Here is a 16430-nt window from a genome sequence, read left to right as displayed (position 1 = left end):
CTGCGCGCCTTTGCCCACCCTACGCGGTGTGGCTTACTCCATCCCCGCCATCAGCGCCGCATTGCCGCCGGCGGCCGCGGTGTTGATGGTCACCGTCTGCTCGGTCGCGAACCGTGCCAGATAATGCGGGCCGCCGGCCTTCGGGCCGGTGCCGGAGAGACCGCTGCCGCCGAACGGCTGCACGCCGACCACGGCGCCGATCATGTTGCGGTTGACATAGATGTTGCCGACCTGCAGGCGATCGATCACGTCCTCGATCGTGTCGTCGATGCGCGAATGGATGCCGAGCGTCAGTCCAAAGCCGGTTGCTTCGATCGCCGTCAGCACATCGCCGAGCTTGTCGGCGCGATAGCGCACCACGTGCAGGACCGGCCCGAACACCTCTTCGGTGAGCTGGCCAGCATTGGCGAGCTCGAAGATATGCGGCGTGACGAAATTGCCGGCAGGCACGGTGCCGGCAAGATGTACGCGCGCGCCCCGCTTCATCCGTTCGATATGCGCATCCAGCCGCTGCTTGGCCTCGGCATCGATCACCGGGCCGATGTGAACGGAAGCGTCGGCGGGATCGCCGATCTTCAACTCGCGCGCGGCGCCCGCGATCATCTCGATCATGCGGTCGGCGACGTCATCCTGCACGAACAGGAGCCGCAGCGCCGAGCAGCGCTGGCCGGCCGAGCGGAACGCCGAGGTCACGACGTCGTCGGCGACCTGCTCGGGCAGCGCGGTCGCGTCGACGATCATCGCATTGATGCCGCCGGTCTCCGCGATCAGCGGCACGATCGGGCCGTCCTTGGCGGCGAGCGTCCGGTTGATCGCGCGCGCCACCTCGGTCGAGCCGGTGAAGACGACGCCGGCGATGGCGGGATGCGCGACCAGCGCGGCGCCGATCGCGCCGTCGCCCTGGACCAGATGCAGCGCGGAGCTCGCAACGCCGGCTTCGTGCAGCAGGCGGACCGCTTCGGCAGCGATCAGCGGCGTCTGCTCGGCAGGTTTTGCGACCACGGCATTGCCGGCCATCAGCGCCGCCGTGACCTGTCCCAGGAAAATCGCCAGCGGGAAATTCCACGGCGAGATCGCAACGAACACGCCGCGGCCGCGCAGCGCCAGCACGTTGCTCTCGCCGGTCGGGCCGGGCATCGCCTCGCCCTCGCCAAAAACCTTGCGCCCGAGTGCCGCATAGTAACGGCAGAAATCGACGGCTTCTCGGACTTCCGAGAGCGCGTCGTCGATTGTCTTGCCGCCTTCGCTCTGCAGCAGTGCGAGGAAATGCGCGCGGCGCTGCTCCAGCAGATCGGCAGCCTTCTCCAGGATGTCGGCGCGCCGCGCCGCAGGCGTCGCGTTCCACGCCTTAAAACCTTGCCGCGCGGCTGCAATCGCGGCCGTGGCCTGCTCAGCATTCGCCATGCCGACTGATGGCATTGTACGCGCGCGCTCGCCTGCGACTGCCGTCAGAAGCTTGTCCAGCGCCGCGCGCTCGCCGAACTCGATACCCCCAGAGTTCGTGCGCTGCGGCCGGTAGAGATCGGCCGGCAGCGGAATGTCGGCATGGGACGCCTTGTTGGCGGTGCCGATCACATCGGCCGGTCGGCGCAGCAGCGTCGACATTGGCACCGACATGTCCGCCGCCAGTGCGACAAAGGACGAATTGGCGCCGTTCTCGAGCAGCCGCCGCACCAGATAGGCAAGCAGGTCGCGGTGGCTGCCGACCGGGGCATAGGTGCGGTAGGCAATCTCCGGGCGGTCTGCCGCGAGCTGCGCATAAAGCGCCTCGCCCATGCCATGCAGGCGCTGGAACTCGAAGCTCTCAGGCTTGTCGGCGAGTTCGAGGATGGTCGCGACCGTCAACGCGTTGTGGGTGGCGAATTGCGGGAACAGCCGCGGCCGCAACGCCAGCAGTTTTCGCGCGCACGTGATGTAGTTGAGATCGGTCATAGCCTTGCGCGTGAACACGGGATAGCCGGCCAGCCCGCGCTCCTGCGCGCGCTTGATCTCGGTGTCCCAATAGGCGCCCTTGACCAGCCGCACCATCATCCGCCGGTTCAGCGAGCGTGCCAGCGCGTCGACATGGTCGATCACGTCACCGGCACGCTTCTGATAGGCCTGGATCGCAAGCCCAAAGCCGTCCCAGCCGGTGAGCGAGGGATCGGCGAAGGCTGCGGCGATGACGTCGAGCGACAATTCCAGCCGGTCGGCCTCTTCGGCATCGACGGTGAAATTGAGGTCAAAACTCTTGGCGCGGCCGGCGAGATCGATCAGCCGCGGCACCAGCTCGCGCATCACGCGACCATGGCTGACCGCCTCGTAGCGCGGATGCAGCGCCGACAACTTCACGGAGATGCCGGGGCGGTCGGGTAGGGGACGCTTGCCGGCGGCCTTGCCGATCGCGTCGATCGCGCGCGCATACGATTCGAAATAGCGCACGGCATCCTCGGCCGTTCGCGCGCCTTCGCCGAGCATGTCGAAGGAATAGCGCGGCGCACTGTCTGAATGCGCCTGCGCACGATCGAGCGCCGCCTCGATGGTCTCGCCGAGCACGAAATGGCTGCCCATCAGTCGCATCGCCTGTCGCGTCGCCGCGCGCACCGCCGGCGCGCCGAGCCGTTTTGTCAGACGCCCGATTGTGCCCTGCGGCGTCTCGCCGGGCTGGATGACGCGTGCGGACATGCCGAGCGCCCAGGCCGAGGCATTGACCAGGAACGCGCTCGACTTGGTCTCGTGATGGACGAAGTCGCCCTGGCCGAGCTTGTCCTCGATGAACTGATCCGCCGTGCGCGCATCCGGCACGCGCAGCAGCGCTTCCGCCAGCACCATCAGCGCCAGCCCCTCCTTGGTGGAGAGCGCGAACTCCCGCAGCATGTCCTCGACGCCGCCGATCGGATCGTCATTGGCCCTGACCGCCTCGATCAACCGCGTCGCGCTGCGGTCGATCCGCGCTTCCTGCTCGGCGCCCAGATGGCCGTCGCGCAGCAGGCGCGCGGCGATCGCGGAATCGTCAGGCGCATAGGGTGCACTGAAGAGCGGGGGCAGGCGATCGTGATCCGGCATGGCAGGTCCTCTGGGCTGGTCCGGGAACCCATACGCGCACGTATTCCGTTGTTCGATAGACAAGATAGCAGTTTTGCCTTAGAAAATCAGGACAAAATAAAGAATTGCCGGATGTATGACGGGTATCGACAAGATTGACCGCAAAATCCTCTCGATTTTGCAAGGGGATGGCCGGATCGCCAATGTCGAGCTGGCGGAGCGGATCGGGCTGTCGCCGACCTCGGTCGGCGAGCGGCTCAAGCGGCTGCAGCGCGACGGGTTTGTCGAGGGCTATGGCGCCCGGCTCAATCCGCACCGACTCGGGCTCGGGCTGCTGGTGTTTGTCGAGGTGCTCCTGGACAAGACCACGCCCGATGTGTTCGAGCGGTTTGCCCGCGCCGTGCAGACCGCGCCTGAGGTGCTGGAGTGCCACATGGTGGCCGGCGGCTTCGACTATCTCATCAAGGCGCGCGTCGCCAACATGACGGCCTACCGCCGGTTCCTCGGCCAGACCCTGCTGGCGCTGCCGGGCGTGCGCGAGACGCGAACCTACGCCGTGATGGAAGAGGTCAAGCGCGACGCGCCGCTGCCGGTCGGCTGACATCGGCCTGATGTGATCCACAGGCTCGCGGGCGGCGTATTGGCATCATCACCGCGGCGCGGTAATCCTGCCCCCAAGTAGGGCAGGGAACATGAAGGACGCCGAACAGCCGATACGGAGGGGAACGTCGCGACTGCAACTCGCGGCCGCGCTCGCGGTCGCCGTGCTGTCATGGCCCATGTCGGCTCAGGCGGCCGAACTCAGCGCCGGGCAGAGCCAGCTCTACACATCGGTGTCGATCTATCCGCCAACGGCCTCCACCATGACGGTGTGTTACGGCTTCGTCTGCCGGCGCCGCCAAATGCTCGATTTCACGGCCGCCGACAAGGCCGCGCTGACCAAGATCATGACGGCCGGACGCGCCAATGCCGCTGCGGAGCGCGGCGCGATGCAGAAGGCGGTGATCTGGCTCGATCGCCACATGGGGCCGATCCTCGGCACCGACAAGCGCGTCGCCAAGGCCGACTTCCGCTATTTCGACGACAAGCACAACTACGATTGCTGGGATACGACCCGCAACACCACGAGCCTGCTGCTGGTGCTGCAGGAATGGGGTCTGTTCAAATTTCACAATGTCGGCGATCCCCGCTATCGCGGATATTCGCTGGTGCAGACGCCGCACAACACCGCCGTCGTGACCGAGCGCGCCACCAAGGTGGATTGGGCGGTCGATCTCTGGCCGCGCGGTTACCTGCAGCCGCCCGATGTCATGCCCGTCGCACAATGGGTGACGGAAGATTGATCGGCTGAATTGACCGCCGTCCGGTCGGGCAGCGTGGCGTTCCACCCGCATTGATTGTAGGGATAAATCCGATCAATGCCGGGATCAGCGCATGCTTTCTCGTCCAATTCGTTTCGCCTGTTTCCATTCATTGCTGGCGATCACGCTGGTGCTTGCGATGCCTTGGACGCCAGCGCGCGCCGGCGACGTCGAGGATTGCACTGGGCAGGCCATCGACAAGGTCGAAGCGGCCTGCTCATCGATCATCAATGATGCATCCCGCTCGGCTGACGACCGCACCAGGGCCCATGCGGCCCGCGCGCGGCTCTACAACAACAGAGGCAAGCTCGATTTGGCGGCGGCCGACGCCGATGCGGCTTTGCAGATCAACCCGCAATTCGTCCCCGCGCTGCTCAGCCGCGGCTATGCGTTGCAGCGCCAGGGCAAGATTGACAAGGCCCGCGCCGATTTCGACCGCGCGGTCGAGCTCGAGCCGAAGAACGCCGCGGCGTATCTCGGGCGCGGATATTTTCGTGCCGATCAGCGCGCGTGGGCCGACGCGCTGGCCGATTTTGAGCAGGCGATCACGCTGCGGCAGGATTTTGCCCCCGCCTATGTCGGACGCGCGCGCACCCATGTCGAGACCGGACAGCTCGATGCCGCCGTGAGCGACATCAACAGCGCGCTCACGATCAATCCGAACACACCGGGCGCGTTCTACTGGCGCGGCCAGGCTTATCGCCGCAAGGGCGATTCCGACCATGCGATCGAGGATTTCTCCCGCGCCATCGCCCAGGCCCCGCAGGCCGAGCGCGGCGCCTATTACGCGCGCGGCCAGCTGTTCAGCGCGAAAGGCGACTATGCGCGGGCGATCGCCGATTTCGACAAGCTGTTGTCAATCACGCCCGACAACAAGGAAGTGCAGCAGCAGCGCCAGCAGGCGGCCGCGATGCAGGCCGAGCTCGCGAAGGCCGGCAGCGGAACCCCGCCGGCGGCGGTGGCAGCGCCGGCTCCAGCCGCGTCCGCCGCGCCCCCGGCGGCTCCCGCGACGGCCTCGACCAACCAGCAGATCGACCAGGCCAAGCAGCTCATCGCGATAGGCAACTATGCCGGCGCGATCACCAGCCTCAACCAGGTGCTGTCGGGCGACCCCCGCAACGAGGGTGCGCTCCGGCTGCGCGTGCTGTCATATTTGCGGCTCAACCGGCTCAACGAGGCGCGCAACGATCTCAACGATCTGCTCAAGCTCAAGCCCGACGATGCGCAGTTGCTCGCGCTCCGCGCCATCACCGTCTCGGGTCTCCGTCAGTTCGACGCCGCGAATGCCGACATTGACCGCGCGTTGACCCTCGATCCCAAGAATTCGCTCGCCTATCTTGGCCGCGGCATCACCAAGGCCGGCACCGGCAAGGCGCAGGATGCCATCGCTGACTATGACCGTTCGATCGAGCTGAACGGCAAGGAGCCGCTCGCCTACACCGAGCGCGGGCTTGCCTATTTCAGCATGAACCAGTTCGACAAGGCACTGCTGGATTTCGACAAGGCGCTGACGCTGGCACCGGCCGACATCCTCGCCAAATCCTGGCGCGGGCTGGCGCTGATGCTGAAGGGTCGCACCGACGAGGGGCTGGTCGATATCAACGCCGTGCTGGAGAAGAGCCCGACCAATCCAACCGCCCAGCTCGGGCGCGCCTTTGCAATGCTGACGTCCTCGCAGTTCGATCGCGCGGTGGTGGCGTTCGACCAGATCGTGGCGCGATCCCCCGACGATAGCTTTGCCCACGTGCTGCGGGCGCGCGCCTATCTCGGGCTGAAGAAGCCGGATGATGCGATGAAGGACCTCAACTTCGTCCTCAACACCAAGCCGAATTTCCTCGCCGCGCTGGCGCTGCGCGGTATCGTCTGGTCGTCGATGCGCGACTACGGCAAGGCGATCGAGGATCTCGACCGGGCGATCGTGCAGAAGGAGACGGTGGAGAGCCTGTTCGCCCGCGCCAAGGCGCATGAGGCGCTCGGGCATCCCGGCAAGGCGACCGATGATTTCCGCAGGGCCACGCAGCTTCCGCCGACCAGCGTGTTCGATACGCTGGCGCAGACCGAATCCAAGCGGAAGATCCAGGAGTTGTCGAAGAAGGTGCCGTGCGGAGGTGCCGGCCAGGGTACTTGTCTGTAAGAACGCAAATCAGGAAATGAAATAGAGGCGCGCGGGCTCGGTGCCCGCCCCGCCGAACGTCACGTTGTCTGGGATTGATCTGTCGGGCCCCACTCCCGGATCACCTCCGAGAGTGCGCCGTCGCCTAGCGCGTGCGCTAGACCTTCAGGTTCTCAGCCGAAGTCTTGCCGCGATTTGCAATCTCTTCGTATTCGACCGACTGGCCTTCATTCAGCGACTGAAGGCCGGCCTTTTGAACTGCAGAAATATGCACGAATATGTCTTTGCCACCCGATGCGGGCTGGATAAATCCATAACCCTTGGTCGGATTGAACCACTTCACTGTACCTTTGGGCATTCCAGTCGTCTCCGCGGAATCAAATCAAAACAGACCCGCCGGTCCCCGCACAAACCGGCTTGTCCGCGTCGCACAGGATAGCAGTTTGCTAACAGCTGGATAGATGGCGATTTTGGCCCAAAACGCCCGCTTCCCGGCGATTTTGATCGGTTCTGCCTGTTTCCTGGTCATTTGATGCAGTGCGGTAGGGAGGGTTCCCTGAAGATCGAGCTTCGGCGAACGGGTCTGCGAAGTGCGTGTGTGCGAGTGAACCTCTTCGCGTGCCTCGGTGTAGATGCGCTTCGATCGAGGCAGAAACACTTCAGGTCGACGCGTCTTGACGATATTCCATGTATGGAATATATGACTTCATGTCCTGGAGTGTCGAGAACACCGATGAGTTCGGCGTCTGGTGGAACGAACTCACCGATGCACAACAGGAAGACGTCGCGGCAATCGTGACGCTTCTGGAAGAACGCGGGCCAAAGCTGCCGTTTCCCTATTCGTCGGGGATCGCGAATTCCAGGCACGATCACATGCGTGAATTGCGGGTGCAGAGCGGTGGCAGGCCAATCCGCGTGTTCTACGCCTTTGATCCGCGTCGCACCGCGATCCTGCTGATCGGTGGTGACAAGACCGGCGACGATCGCTTCTACGAGCAGATGATCCCGGTCGCAGACAAGCTCTACGACGTCTATATCGAAGAGATCCGGAAGGAAGGCTTGATCCGATGACAGGGCACCGCTCGTTCAAGGAATTGACCAAGGGCTTTTCCAAGGAGCGTACCGCGCGCGTTGCTATGCGTGTCTCTGCGCTGAAGTCCGAAATGGCGCTGCATGAGTTGCGACAGGCGCGGGAACGCTCGCAGGAAGACCTTGCGCGGGAGCTGAAGGTCGGCCAGCCGGCAGTCGCGAAGCTCGAGCGCCGCGCCGATATGTATGTCAGCAATTTGCGCCGCTACATCGAAGCCTTGGGTGGCTCGCTCGAAATCACGGCGCGCTTTCCCGAAGGCGCCGTGAATATCACGAACTTCGCGGAATTGGCCGACACGCAAGGTTCGCGCGACCGCTCCTGACAACACCCTCAATACGTCGCTGCGAGATACTCCACGATCTTGCCGACGTCGGCGTCGTCGATCGGCGCGCCGTAGACCTTGATCATCTTGGTCACCTCGGCTTGCCAAAAATCTTTCTTGAATTTCTCGCCGCGCGGCTGGGTCTTGACGTAGTCGGCGGAATGGCAGGCGGTGCAGTTGTTCTGCACCACCTCGAGATTGGGGCCGGGCTTGAAGGCCGCGGTTTCCTCAGGCGTCGTGTAGTTGATCGGCGCGGCGCCGGACGATGCGATGCCGAGGCCTGCGGCGACGGTGAGCACGGCGAGGAGCTTGCTGGTCATGATGCTTCTCCTCACGCTGCGGTGACGCGCACGGTTTCGACGACGTTGCGCAGATAGCCGGCCGGATTCCACAGGGGATCCATCAGCTGCGCGACGCCGTCATTGCTGGTCGCCCGCACCTTCAGCTCATGCGAGCCGGCCGCGAGCTTCACCGGCAGCGTCCATTCGCGGAAGGCGTATTTGCCGAGGTCCTTGCCGAGCTTCGCCGGTGTCCAGGTCTTGCCGCCGTCGGTGGAGACTGCGACCTCCTTGATGCCCTTGCCGCCATCGAAGGCGATGCCGCGCAGCCTGGTGTTGCCGGCCTTGAGCTTGGTGCCGTCGGCGACGCTGGTGATGAACGAGCGCACCGTGAAGCGGTTGATCGGGATCGTCGCCTTCGGCGCGGTGCCGGGCTCGACCGCGTTGTTTGGCGTGTCCGGAATCCGGTAGGCCGATTTCATCCAGAAGCCGTCGAACACGTTGTCGATCACGGTGATCTCGTTGAGGTGCTTGACCCAGTAGGTGCCGTAATAACCGGGCACCACGAGGCGGAGCGGGAAGCCGTTGAGGAATGGCAGATCGTCGCCGTTCATGCCATAGGCCAGCATCACCTCGCCGTCGCGCGCGTGATCGACGTCGAGCGCCTTGATGAAATCCGGCGTCTTGTCGCTGACCGGGCCGTCCATGCCGTTGAACGTCACCTGCTTGGCGCCGGCCTGCACGCCGGCCATGTCGAGCACGGCCTTCAACGGCACGCCGCGCCAGCGCGCGCAGCCCATCGCGCCATTGCCGAGCTGGCCGCCGGCGACGCGCGGGTTGAAGAAGCCGCGGCTGTTGCCGGAGCATTGATTGACGGCGACGATCTCGGTCGCCTTCATCTTTTTGATGTCCTTCAGCGACAGCTTCAGCGGCTTGTCGACCTTGCCCTTGATCTCCAGCGTGAACTTGTCGGGATCAAGATTGTAGGGGAGGTCGGCGAGATGATAGCGCACGAAGAACGCGTTATTCGGCGTGATCGGGCCGTCATTGAAGATCGCAAACGGCGTCTCCAGCTGCGGCGGCCGGCTGGTCAGGCCGATCATCGGGCGCTTCTGCGGATAGCGCACCAGCGGCCGTTCGCCATTGTCGAAGGGCAGCGTCACCGTGTCGAGCGCGAATGCGCCGCGTGATCCCAGCCCCGTTACCAGCGCGGCCATGCCGGCGCGCGTCAACAAATCTCGTCGATCGAGCATTCCGCTTCCTCCGAAGCCATTCTTGTGCATGAGCAGGTCATCACCAGACTCAACACATTCCGTCGGCGCGTATTCCAGTCGCAAAAGCGGATCCCCGGTTTTGCGGAATCGCGTGCGCAAATGTCGCACCGGCAATTTCGGAGTCAATTGATGCTTTCGCAGCGGGCCATGACGCTGCGTTGCAAAACGCAGAAAACCCCGGCCGCTTTCGCGACCGGGGCTTCTGAGATCAAACCGCGAAGGTCGGATCAGTAGTAGGCGCAGACGTTCACGGTGCGATAGCGATAGCCGTAGGGCGTCATCACCAGGCGCTGGACATAGCAGCCGTTGTCGACGAAGCCGACGCCGATGCCGAAGCCCGGGCCGAAGTGGTGGTGATGATGCCGGCCACCGTGCCATCCACCGCCCCAGCCGAACGGCTTGGCGGAGGCAGCGGTCGGCGCCAGGGCAGCGGCACCGAGAGTAGCAGCGGTAGCGAGAGCGAGAGTCACTTTGCGAAACATGGTCTTCTCCTTCAGGTGCGCGTTGATCTCAGTCGCGGCGCGGGTTGCAGTTGCAGTGTTACCCATCGCCCGTCAGTCGCACCCCGGAGAGCCCGGGTTCGATGCTAAGCCCCTTGAAAAGACGGGATTTTCCTGAACAACCGTTCAGATGTGAGAGAGGTCACAGAGCGCGCCGCGCGCGTTGAACCTTTCAGGCCGCCGCGGCACGCTCGACGCTGACCAGCGATAGCAGCACGCGCGTATCCGCAACTGTGCGCACCGCCATCGGCTCGTTGCGGCCGCGGATCGCGACTTCCTGCGTCGGCAACACGTCATCGGCAAGGCCCGCGGTCAAGCGAACCTCGTCGGAGATCACGGCCTCGCACGCCAGGCTCTTGGTCATGTCCTGCAGGCGTGCCGCGACGTTGACGGCGTCGCCGAGCGCGGTGAACACCATGTGGTCGCGGTAGCCGATGTCGCCCACGATCACCTCGCCGCCATGGATGCCGATGCCGAAACGGATCGGCTCGCGCAGATCATGGCTGAGGAATTGATTCAGTTCGTCGATGTTCGTGCCGATCAGCGCTGCGGCGTGCAGCGCCTGGCGACAGGCCTCGGGCCTGCTGGTGGTCAAGCCGAACAGCGCCAGCATGCCGTCGCCGACGAACTGGTTGGGACGGCCGCCGCTCTCCAGCACGGCCTGCGATACCGCGCCGAGAAAACGATTGACGATGAACACGGTGTCGAACGGCAGGCGCTTCTCGGCGAGCTGGGTCGAGCCGCGCATGTCGACGAACAGGCTGACGAGATAGCGCTCCTGGCCGATCCGCGTCGGGTTCGAGGCTTGCGCGCTCGCCGACGCCGTGTGCGGCAGGAACAGCTGGAAGAAGGACAGGTCGGCGTTCGGCCGCAGCTGGCAGGCGAGCCGGATCGAGGGATCGTCGCTGCCGACGCGATGCAGCACGAAGGCCTCGCGCTGCGACGGCGCGGGCAGGGCGCTGCAGTCGCCGATGATGCGGATGCGGCAGGTCGAGCAGCGCGCGCGGCCGCCGCAGACCGAGGCATGCGGCACGTTGTTGCGCAGGCTCGCCTCCAGCACGCTCAATCCTTTCGGCACCCGGATGGTGCGGCCGTTGCCGTAGGACAGCGAAACCATGCCGCCGCGCCGCTCCAGCAGCGTGCGAGCGCCGCGCGCCAACAGCACGATGCCGAGCAGGCCGAGATAGCCGATCGTCATCGCGCCGGTGATGCGGTCGAGCACCTCCTGCTGCGCGTTGGTGCCGAGTTGGCGCGCCGTCATGTTGTCGCGCCGCCAATCCGGGTCGCGGTACTCGTCCATCACGGTGCGGCCGCCCTGATAGACGCCGAGCATGGCAAGCGTCGGGATCAGCACCGCCGCCGCCAGCAGCAGTGGCGCAGCCCATTTGAAGAACGCCTTCATGCGCAGCCAGAAATACAGCCCGATGCAGCCATGCACCCAGGCGATCACCAGCACCGCCAGCATGGTCCACAGCCGGACCGGCGAGGCGACGAAGAACAGATAGAATTCCTGCGGGTAAAGTTTCTCGTGGCCATACAGTGCCTGCCCGAGGCGGATGCCGACGATATGGGCGATGATCAGCATGGGGATGCTGAGGCCCAGCACCAGCTGCAGCGGCTCGATGGTCTTCCAGCGGAACTCGCGGCGCTGGTACAGTGCCCAGAGGCCGAGCCCTGTGTGCACCAGGCAGGCGCCGTAGAACACGATCGTGACCGGCAGGAACTGCCAGAATGCGGTGTGGTAATAGACCCCCTTCGCCAGCGCATCCATCGAGATGTTGCCGAGCGCGTGATTGACGAAATGGCTGACCAGATAGGCGAACAGGATCGAGCCGCTGACAAGGCGGACCTGCCGCTGGCCGACGCCGCGGACCATCTCCTGCAAATGCTCGCGTGAGGGAGTGGCCATGTGAGTCATGATCGGCGACAGGTATGCTTCATTCCGGCCATGATTACCAGCCGCCCCGCCACATCCGGGCCGCGGAAATCCACCGCAACGATTTCCGGCAGCGCGGCGCATTGACACGTCCGGGGCAGTCGAGGAAAAGCGCGCCGTGACGACAGCCCCGCCCGATCGCCGCCGCGCGAAACCCGCTCGTAACGCCGCCAACGCCAGGACCAATCCCTGGCGCGGCGTGATCGCCCTGATCGCCGCGCTGACGGTGATGCGGCTGATCTATGCCGGCGTGCTCGATCTGCGCACCGACGAGGCCTATTACTGGACCTGGTCGAAGGAGAGCGTGCTGTCGTTCCTCGACCATCCGCCGATGATCGCCTGGTTCATCCGCTTCGGCACCGCGATTTTCGGCGATACCAATATCGGCGTTCGCCTCGGCGGCATCGTTGCGATGGCGGTGACGCAGCTCTTGCTCGCCGACATCGTCCGCCGCGTCACCCGCAACAATGTCCGCGCCGTGATTGTCGCGGTGCTGATGCCGGAGGCCGCGCTGTATTACGGCCTGCTGATGGCCAAGGTCGCGCCTGATACGGCGCTGATCCCGTTCGCGGTCGCGATGCTGTGGTCGCTGGTGCGGCTCGTACAAAGCGATGACGGCCGCTGGTGGCTCGCTGCCGGTCTCTTTGCCGGCTTGTCGCTGCTGTCGAAATTCACCGCGGTGATGCTGGCGCCGGCGGTGCTGGCCTTTGCGCTGGTGCCGGACTGGCGATGGCGCTGGCTGCGCAGCCCGTATCCCTATCTTGCCGTCGTGATCGCGGCCGCCGTGTTCTCGCCGGTGCTGATCTGGAATGCGCAGCACGACTGGGCCTCGTTCCGCTTCCAGGCGGTGCGCGCGGTCGCCGTGCATGAATTCTCGTTCCGCACCGTCGGCGAGTATATCGGCATGCAGTTCGGCCTTGTCGGCTTCGTGCTGCTGCCGGTGGTGCTGTCGGGTGTGTCGCTGACGGCGTGGCGCGGCTATCGCAAGCGCGAGCCGGTCGCGATCCTGCTGTCGACGGCGGTCATCGTGCCGTTCCTCTACTTCTTCTGGAAGTCGCTCACCTTGCGCGTCGGCGATACCTGGCCGATGTTCCTGTGGCCGGCGGGCTTTGCCGCCGCCGCCATCAACATCACGCGGCTGCCGTTCGAGGGCTGGGCGCCGTGGATGGTGAAGTCGACGATCTTCTGGGCGCGAACGTCCGTCATCGCCGGCATCATCTTTGTTGCCTGCGTGTTTCTCTACTCCGTCGCCTCACCCTGGAATTTCCTTGGCCGCAGCGATCCGATCGGCGGCGAGGCCGGCTTCGATGCCGTCGCCGCGCGTGCGGAAGCACAGTTGAAAGCGACCGGCGCGACCTGGGTCGCGACATCAGACTATCGCACCTATGCCATGATGCGCTGGTTCCTGCGTGACAAGGTTCCAGTGGTCCAGGTCAACGAGCGCGGCCGCTATCAGGGTTTTGCCGATCCTGGCATCGCGCAGATGCGTGACCACGTTGGCCTCTACGTCGCGCGTGAGCCCGACAATCGCCTGCCGCTGTGGAACGAGACGACGGCCGTACGCCAACCGCTGGAGCGTGTCGAACGCAGTTGGCGCGGCACCGTGATGGACATCTACGCGCTGGAGAAGCTGACCGGCTGGACGCCGGAGCTGTCGCCGCCGCCGGGCACGACCTTCTTCCGCTGGCGCGTGCTCGCGATGCTGCTTCGTTCTTCGGTAGCGGAGAGCTGAGCGCTGGAGAGGAAATGTCCCGCGAAGCAATGGCTGACGGCCGAAAGTAAAATTGATCGTCGGATCGCCGTACTATCTTCATTAAGCTGATGCGTCAGATCGCCTCAGTAACCATCCTGAGTACGCAATCCGGCATACTTGATTTTCGTTTGAACCAAGAGCATAGGCGCCGCAGGCAAGCATCTCCTTGCCATCTGCTGTCCGCAAAACGGCGACGTACCGAACTCTCCGTTTCCTCAAGTGGCAGCGTTGGTGCCATCGGCAGGCTCTTTTCAAAAGCTTCCGCCTTTCTGAATGTTAATCACCTCGTGCCGCAGTTTAGACTCAATAAACGGCGGACAGACATAACACCTTTCAACTTTGTGCTTCTGGAACCATGGGAGAAGTGCAAATGGCGGTGACCTTTTCTCGAACGTATTACCCGAGCGGTCAATGGCCGTACACAATCGCCACGGGCGACTTCAATGGTGACGGCAGCCCAGATCTTGCCGTAAATTCGATAAGCAGCCCCGGCGCGTTGCTGATTTTGATAGGAAACGGAGACGGTAGCTTTCAGTCGCCTCTGACGATCTTCGATCAGTTCGCATTGTACGCTGTCGCTGTTGGGGATCTGAATGGGGACGGCAAGCAGGATATCGTCTCTTCGCGGGAAAGCTCGCTTTGGGTCTTTCTCGGAAAAGGCGACGCCAGTTTCCAGTCGCCCGTAAGCTACGCAATAGGAAGTGAGTCTTACGATGACGGAGACACACTAGCCGTGGGAGACGTGAATGGGGATCACAACTTGGATCTCGCCGTCGCCAATTCCGGCAGCGATAATGTCTCAATCTTGCTCGGCAACGGTGATGGCACCTTCCAAGCCCAAATGACCTACGCCACCGGCTCTCAGCCCTTCGCGGTCGCAATTGCTGACTTCAACGGCGATGGAAAGGCGGACCTCACCGTACCCAACTTTGGCAACGGCAACGGCAACACGATCTCAGTACTGCTAGGCAATGGCGACGGCACTTTCCAAGACCAAATGCCATATGCAGCCGGAACCCAGCCAATCGATATTGCGACCGGTGATTTTAACGGAGATGGCAAGACGGACATCGTTGTAGCCGCCGCCGGCGCCCAAGCCGTCTCAATTCTGTTAGGCAACGGCGACGGAACTTTCCAAGCACCAATCGCTTACGCCACCGGGACAGCTCCCTTTTCAGCAGTCGTTGGCGATCTAAATGGCGATGGCCGATTGGATATCGCAACGACCAATTACGTCAGCAATTCAGTGTCCGTCTTGCTGGGCAATGGAGATGGCACCTTTCAAGGACAGACAACGTTCCCGGCTGAAGTTAACCCTTATATGCTCGCCATCGATGATTTCAACGGCGACGACAAACTGGACCTCGCTTTAACGCATGCAAATGGGGGCAGCGTTTCGATCCTGCTCAACACCAGTGCATTTAATCAGGCGCCGACGATCACCTCGAACGGCGGCGGCGACAATGAGGTGGCTGCCTTCTACGCCTTCGACGAAACCGGCGATTCAATTGCGCACGATCAGCAAGGTGAGCACGACGGGACAATTATTGGTGCCACTCAAGTGCCGGGAGTGACGGGAAACGCCCTGCAATTCAATGGATCGTCGGATTATGTCAGCGTGCCCGATTCACCCGATTGGAATTTGGGAAACGGCGACTTCACCATCGAGTTCTGGGCCAATTTCAATTCCGTCCCCAATGGTAGTCAGGGAGACGGCCAAGGGGGTGTCCCCATAGGACAAGATGAAGGTGGTGGATCACAGAATAAATGGTTCTTCGAAGTCTTTTCCGGAGGCATCGGCTTTCACGTCAACACGACCACCGGAGAGCTCTTCTTTATTGCCGTTCCATTTGAGCCCACACCTGGACAGTGGTACGCGTTCGCTCTCACCAAGTCTGGATCGTCCTACCAGTTTTATGTCGACGGACAATTTGTCGGCTCGGCCGACCAGACATTAGCCATCCCGGATGTCGCCGCGCCGGTGACAATCGGCCGGGCCGAGGAAGCATTTTATTTTGATGGCCAGCTTGACGGTGTGGCAATCCATCAGCGCGCGTTGTCGCCAGCCGAAGTCCAACAGGGTTATCAGGATGGCGCAGCGGTTCCAGGTGCAATCTCGATACCCGAAAATACCACCGCCGTAACAACGGTGACGGCAACCGACCCGGATGCTGGCCAAATACTGAGCTACTCGAAAGCTGGCGGCGCTGATGCTGCGCTGTTCACGATCAACCCGACCACAGGCGCGCTGGCCTTCATCACGGCGCCGAACTTCGAGGCTCCAGCCGACGCAGGTGCCAATAACGTCTACGACGTGAGGAGCGGGCGAAGAAGATGGCATTTTCGGGGGGAACGGTGACGACACCCTGCGGGGCTTGGCAGGAAATGATTACCTCAACGGGGGATCGGGGAAAGACACAATGAATGGAGGAGCCGGAGCCGACAGGTTTGTCTTTTCCGCCTTCGCGGACAGCACGATCGCCAAATTTGATGTCGTGCAAGACTTTGTTCATGGCACCGACATGATTGAGATTGCTCTCATCGACGCGAACGCCTCCAAGAAGGGCGACCAAGCATTCGCGTTCGCCGGTCAGAACAGCAGCGTCGTTGCCAACAGCGTGACCTGGTACGAGAGCGGCGGGAACACCTTCGTGCAGGCCGATGTGAACGGCAATACGGGCGCGGACCTTCTGATCCAATTGACCGGTACCAATCTCAATCTCAGCGCCTCGGACTTTCTGCTGTAAAGACAATGGTCCCGGCGAGGTTGTCTCCGGGG

General features: G+C 63.3%; 14 protein-coding genes. 8 read left to right on the top strand and 6 right to left on the bottom strand.

Annotated features, from left to right (window positions below; genetic code table 11):
- Positions 1 to 33: 33 nt before the first annotated feature.
- A complete protein-coding gene (gene putA / locus JQ604_RS31560; protein WP_212364604.1) occupies positions 34 to 3045 on the bottom strand; it encodes a bifunctional proline dehydrogenase/L-glutamate gamma-semialdehyde dehydrogenase PutA in 3012 nt (1003 codons plus the stop codon).
- 115 nt (positions 3046 to 3160) lie between these two features.
- On the opposite strand from putA, the gene JQ604_RS31555 reads away from it, so the two are divergent.
- From JQ604_RS31555 to JQ604_RS31545, 3 genes are all read left to right on the top strand, one after another.
- Positions 3161 to 3625 (top strand): Lrp/AsnC ligand binding domain-containing protein, encoded by a 465-nt coding sequence (locus JQ604_RS31555; RefSeq protein ID WP_212364603.1) that lies wholly within the window; start codon positions 3161 to 3163, stop codon positions 3623 to 3625.
- 91 nt (positions 3626 to 3716) lie between these two features.
- Positions 3717 to 4367, top strand: coding sequence for a hypothetical protein (locus JQ604_RS31550; protein ID WP_212364602.1), 651 nt, complete (start codon positions 3717 to 3719; stop codon positions 4365 to 4367).
- A 91-nt stretch (positions 4368 to 4458) separates the two neighbouring features.
- Positions 4459 to 6519, top strand: a complete 2061-nt coding sequence (locus tag JQ604_RS31545) for a tetratricopeptide repeat protein (protein WP_212364601.1) — start codon at positions 4459 to 4461, stop codon at positions 6517 to 6519.
- Positions 6520 to 6655: 136 nt separating this feature from the next.
- Here the strand turns inward: JQ604_RS31545 and JQ604_RS31540 are convergent, their stop codons facing one another.
- Entirely contained in the window at positions 6656 to 6856 is a 201-nt protein-coding gene (locus JQ604_RS31540) for a cold-shock protein (protein WP_163149424.1), read from the bottom strand.
- 329 nt (positions 6857 to 7185) lie between these two features.
- On the opposite strand from JQ604_RS31540, the gene JQ604_RS31535 reads away from it, so the two are divergent.
- Positions 7186 to 7569 carry a type II toxin-antitoxin system RelE/ParE family toxin gene (locus JQ604_RS31535; RefSeq protein WP_283818042.1) on the top strand — a complete coding sequence of 128 codons (384 nt, stop codon included), beginning with the start codon at positions 7186 to 7188 and terminating at the stop codon, positions 7567 to 7569.
- 23 nt (positions 7570 to 7592) lie between these two features.
- Complete coding sequence (locus JQ604_RS31530) at positions 7593 to 7910, top strand: XRE family transcriptional regulator (protein WP_249158942.1); 318 nt, start codon at positions 7593 to 7595, stop codon at positions 7908 to 7910.
- An 8-nt stretch (positions 7911 to 7918) separates the two neighbouring features.
- Here JQ604_RS31530 and JQ604_RS31525 read toward each other — a convergent pair whose 3' ends face one another.
- The 4 genes from JQ604_RS31525 to JQ604_RS31510 form a co-directional block, all read right to left on the bottom strand.
- Entirely contained in the window at positions 7919 to 8230 is a 312-nt protein-coding gene (locus tag JQ604_RS31525; protein WP_212364599.1) for a c-type cytochrome, read from the bottom strand.
- 11 nt (positions 8231 to 8241) lie between these two features.
- A complete protein-coding gene (locus tag JQ604_RS31520; RefSeq protein WP_212364598.1) occupies positions 8242 to 9441 on the bottom strand; it encodes a molybdopterin-dependent oxidoreductase in 1200 nt (399 codons plus the stop codon).
- Between the two features lie 248 nt (positions 9442 to 9689).
- Complete coding sequence (locus JQ604_RS31515) at positions 9690 to 9944, bottom strand: hypothetical protein (protein ID WP_212364597.1); 255 nt, start codon at positions 9942 to 9944, stop codon at positions 9690 to 9692.
- A 190-nt stretch (positions 9945 to 10134) separates the two neighbouring features.
- Positions 10135 to 11871 (bottom strand): adenylate/guanylate cyclase domain-containing protein, encoded by a 1737-nt coding sequence (locus JQ604_RS31510; RefSeq protein WP_212364596.1) that lies wholly within the window; start codon positions 11869 to 11871, stop codon positions 10135 to 10137.
- Positions 11872 to 12127: 256 nt separating this feature from the next.
- On the opposite strand from JQ604_RS31510, the gene JQ604_RS31505 reads away from it, so the two are divergent.
- The 3 genes from JQ604_RS31505 to JQ604_RS31495 all read left to right on the top strand — a co-directional run bounded on the left by JQ604_RS31505 (position 12128) and on the right by JQ604_RS31495 (position 16398).
- On the top strand, positions 12128 to 13630 hold the full coding sequence (locus tag JQ604_RS31505; RefSeq protein ID WP_212364657.1) for a glycosyltransferase family 39 protein: 1503 nt from the start codon (positions 12128 to 12130) through the stop codon (positions 13628 to 13630).
- 391 nt (positions 13631 to 14021) lie between these two features.
- On the top strand, positions 14022 to 16010 hold the full coding sequence (locus JQ604_RS31500; protein ID WP_212364595.1) for an FG-GAP-like repeat-containing protein: 1989 nt from the start codon (positions 14022 to 14024) through the stop codon (positions 16008 to 16010).
- A 16-nt stretch (positions 16011 to 16026) separates the two neighbouring features.
- The gene (locus JQ604_RS31495) at positions 16027 to 16398 is read left to right on the top strand and encodes a M10 family metallopeptidase C-terminal domain-containing protein (protein ID WP_212364594.1); all 372 of its coding nucleotides are present in this window, start codon (positions 16027 to 16029) and stop codon (positions 16396 to 16398) included.
- Positions 16399 to 16430 lie beyond the last annotated feature (32 nt).

This window comes from Bradyrhizobium jicamae (assembly GCF_018130695.1).
GTDB lineage: Bacteria > Pseudomonadota > Alphaproteobacteria > Rhizobiales > Xanthobacteraceae > Bradyrhizobium > Bradyrhizobium jicamae_B.
This window is presented reverse-complemented; position numbering and strand designations above follow the sequence as displayed.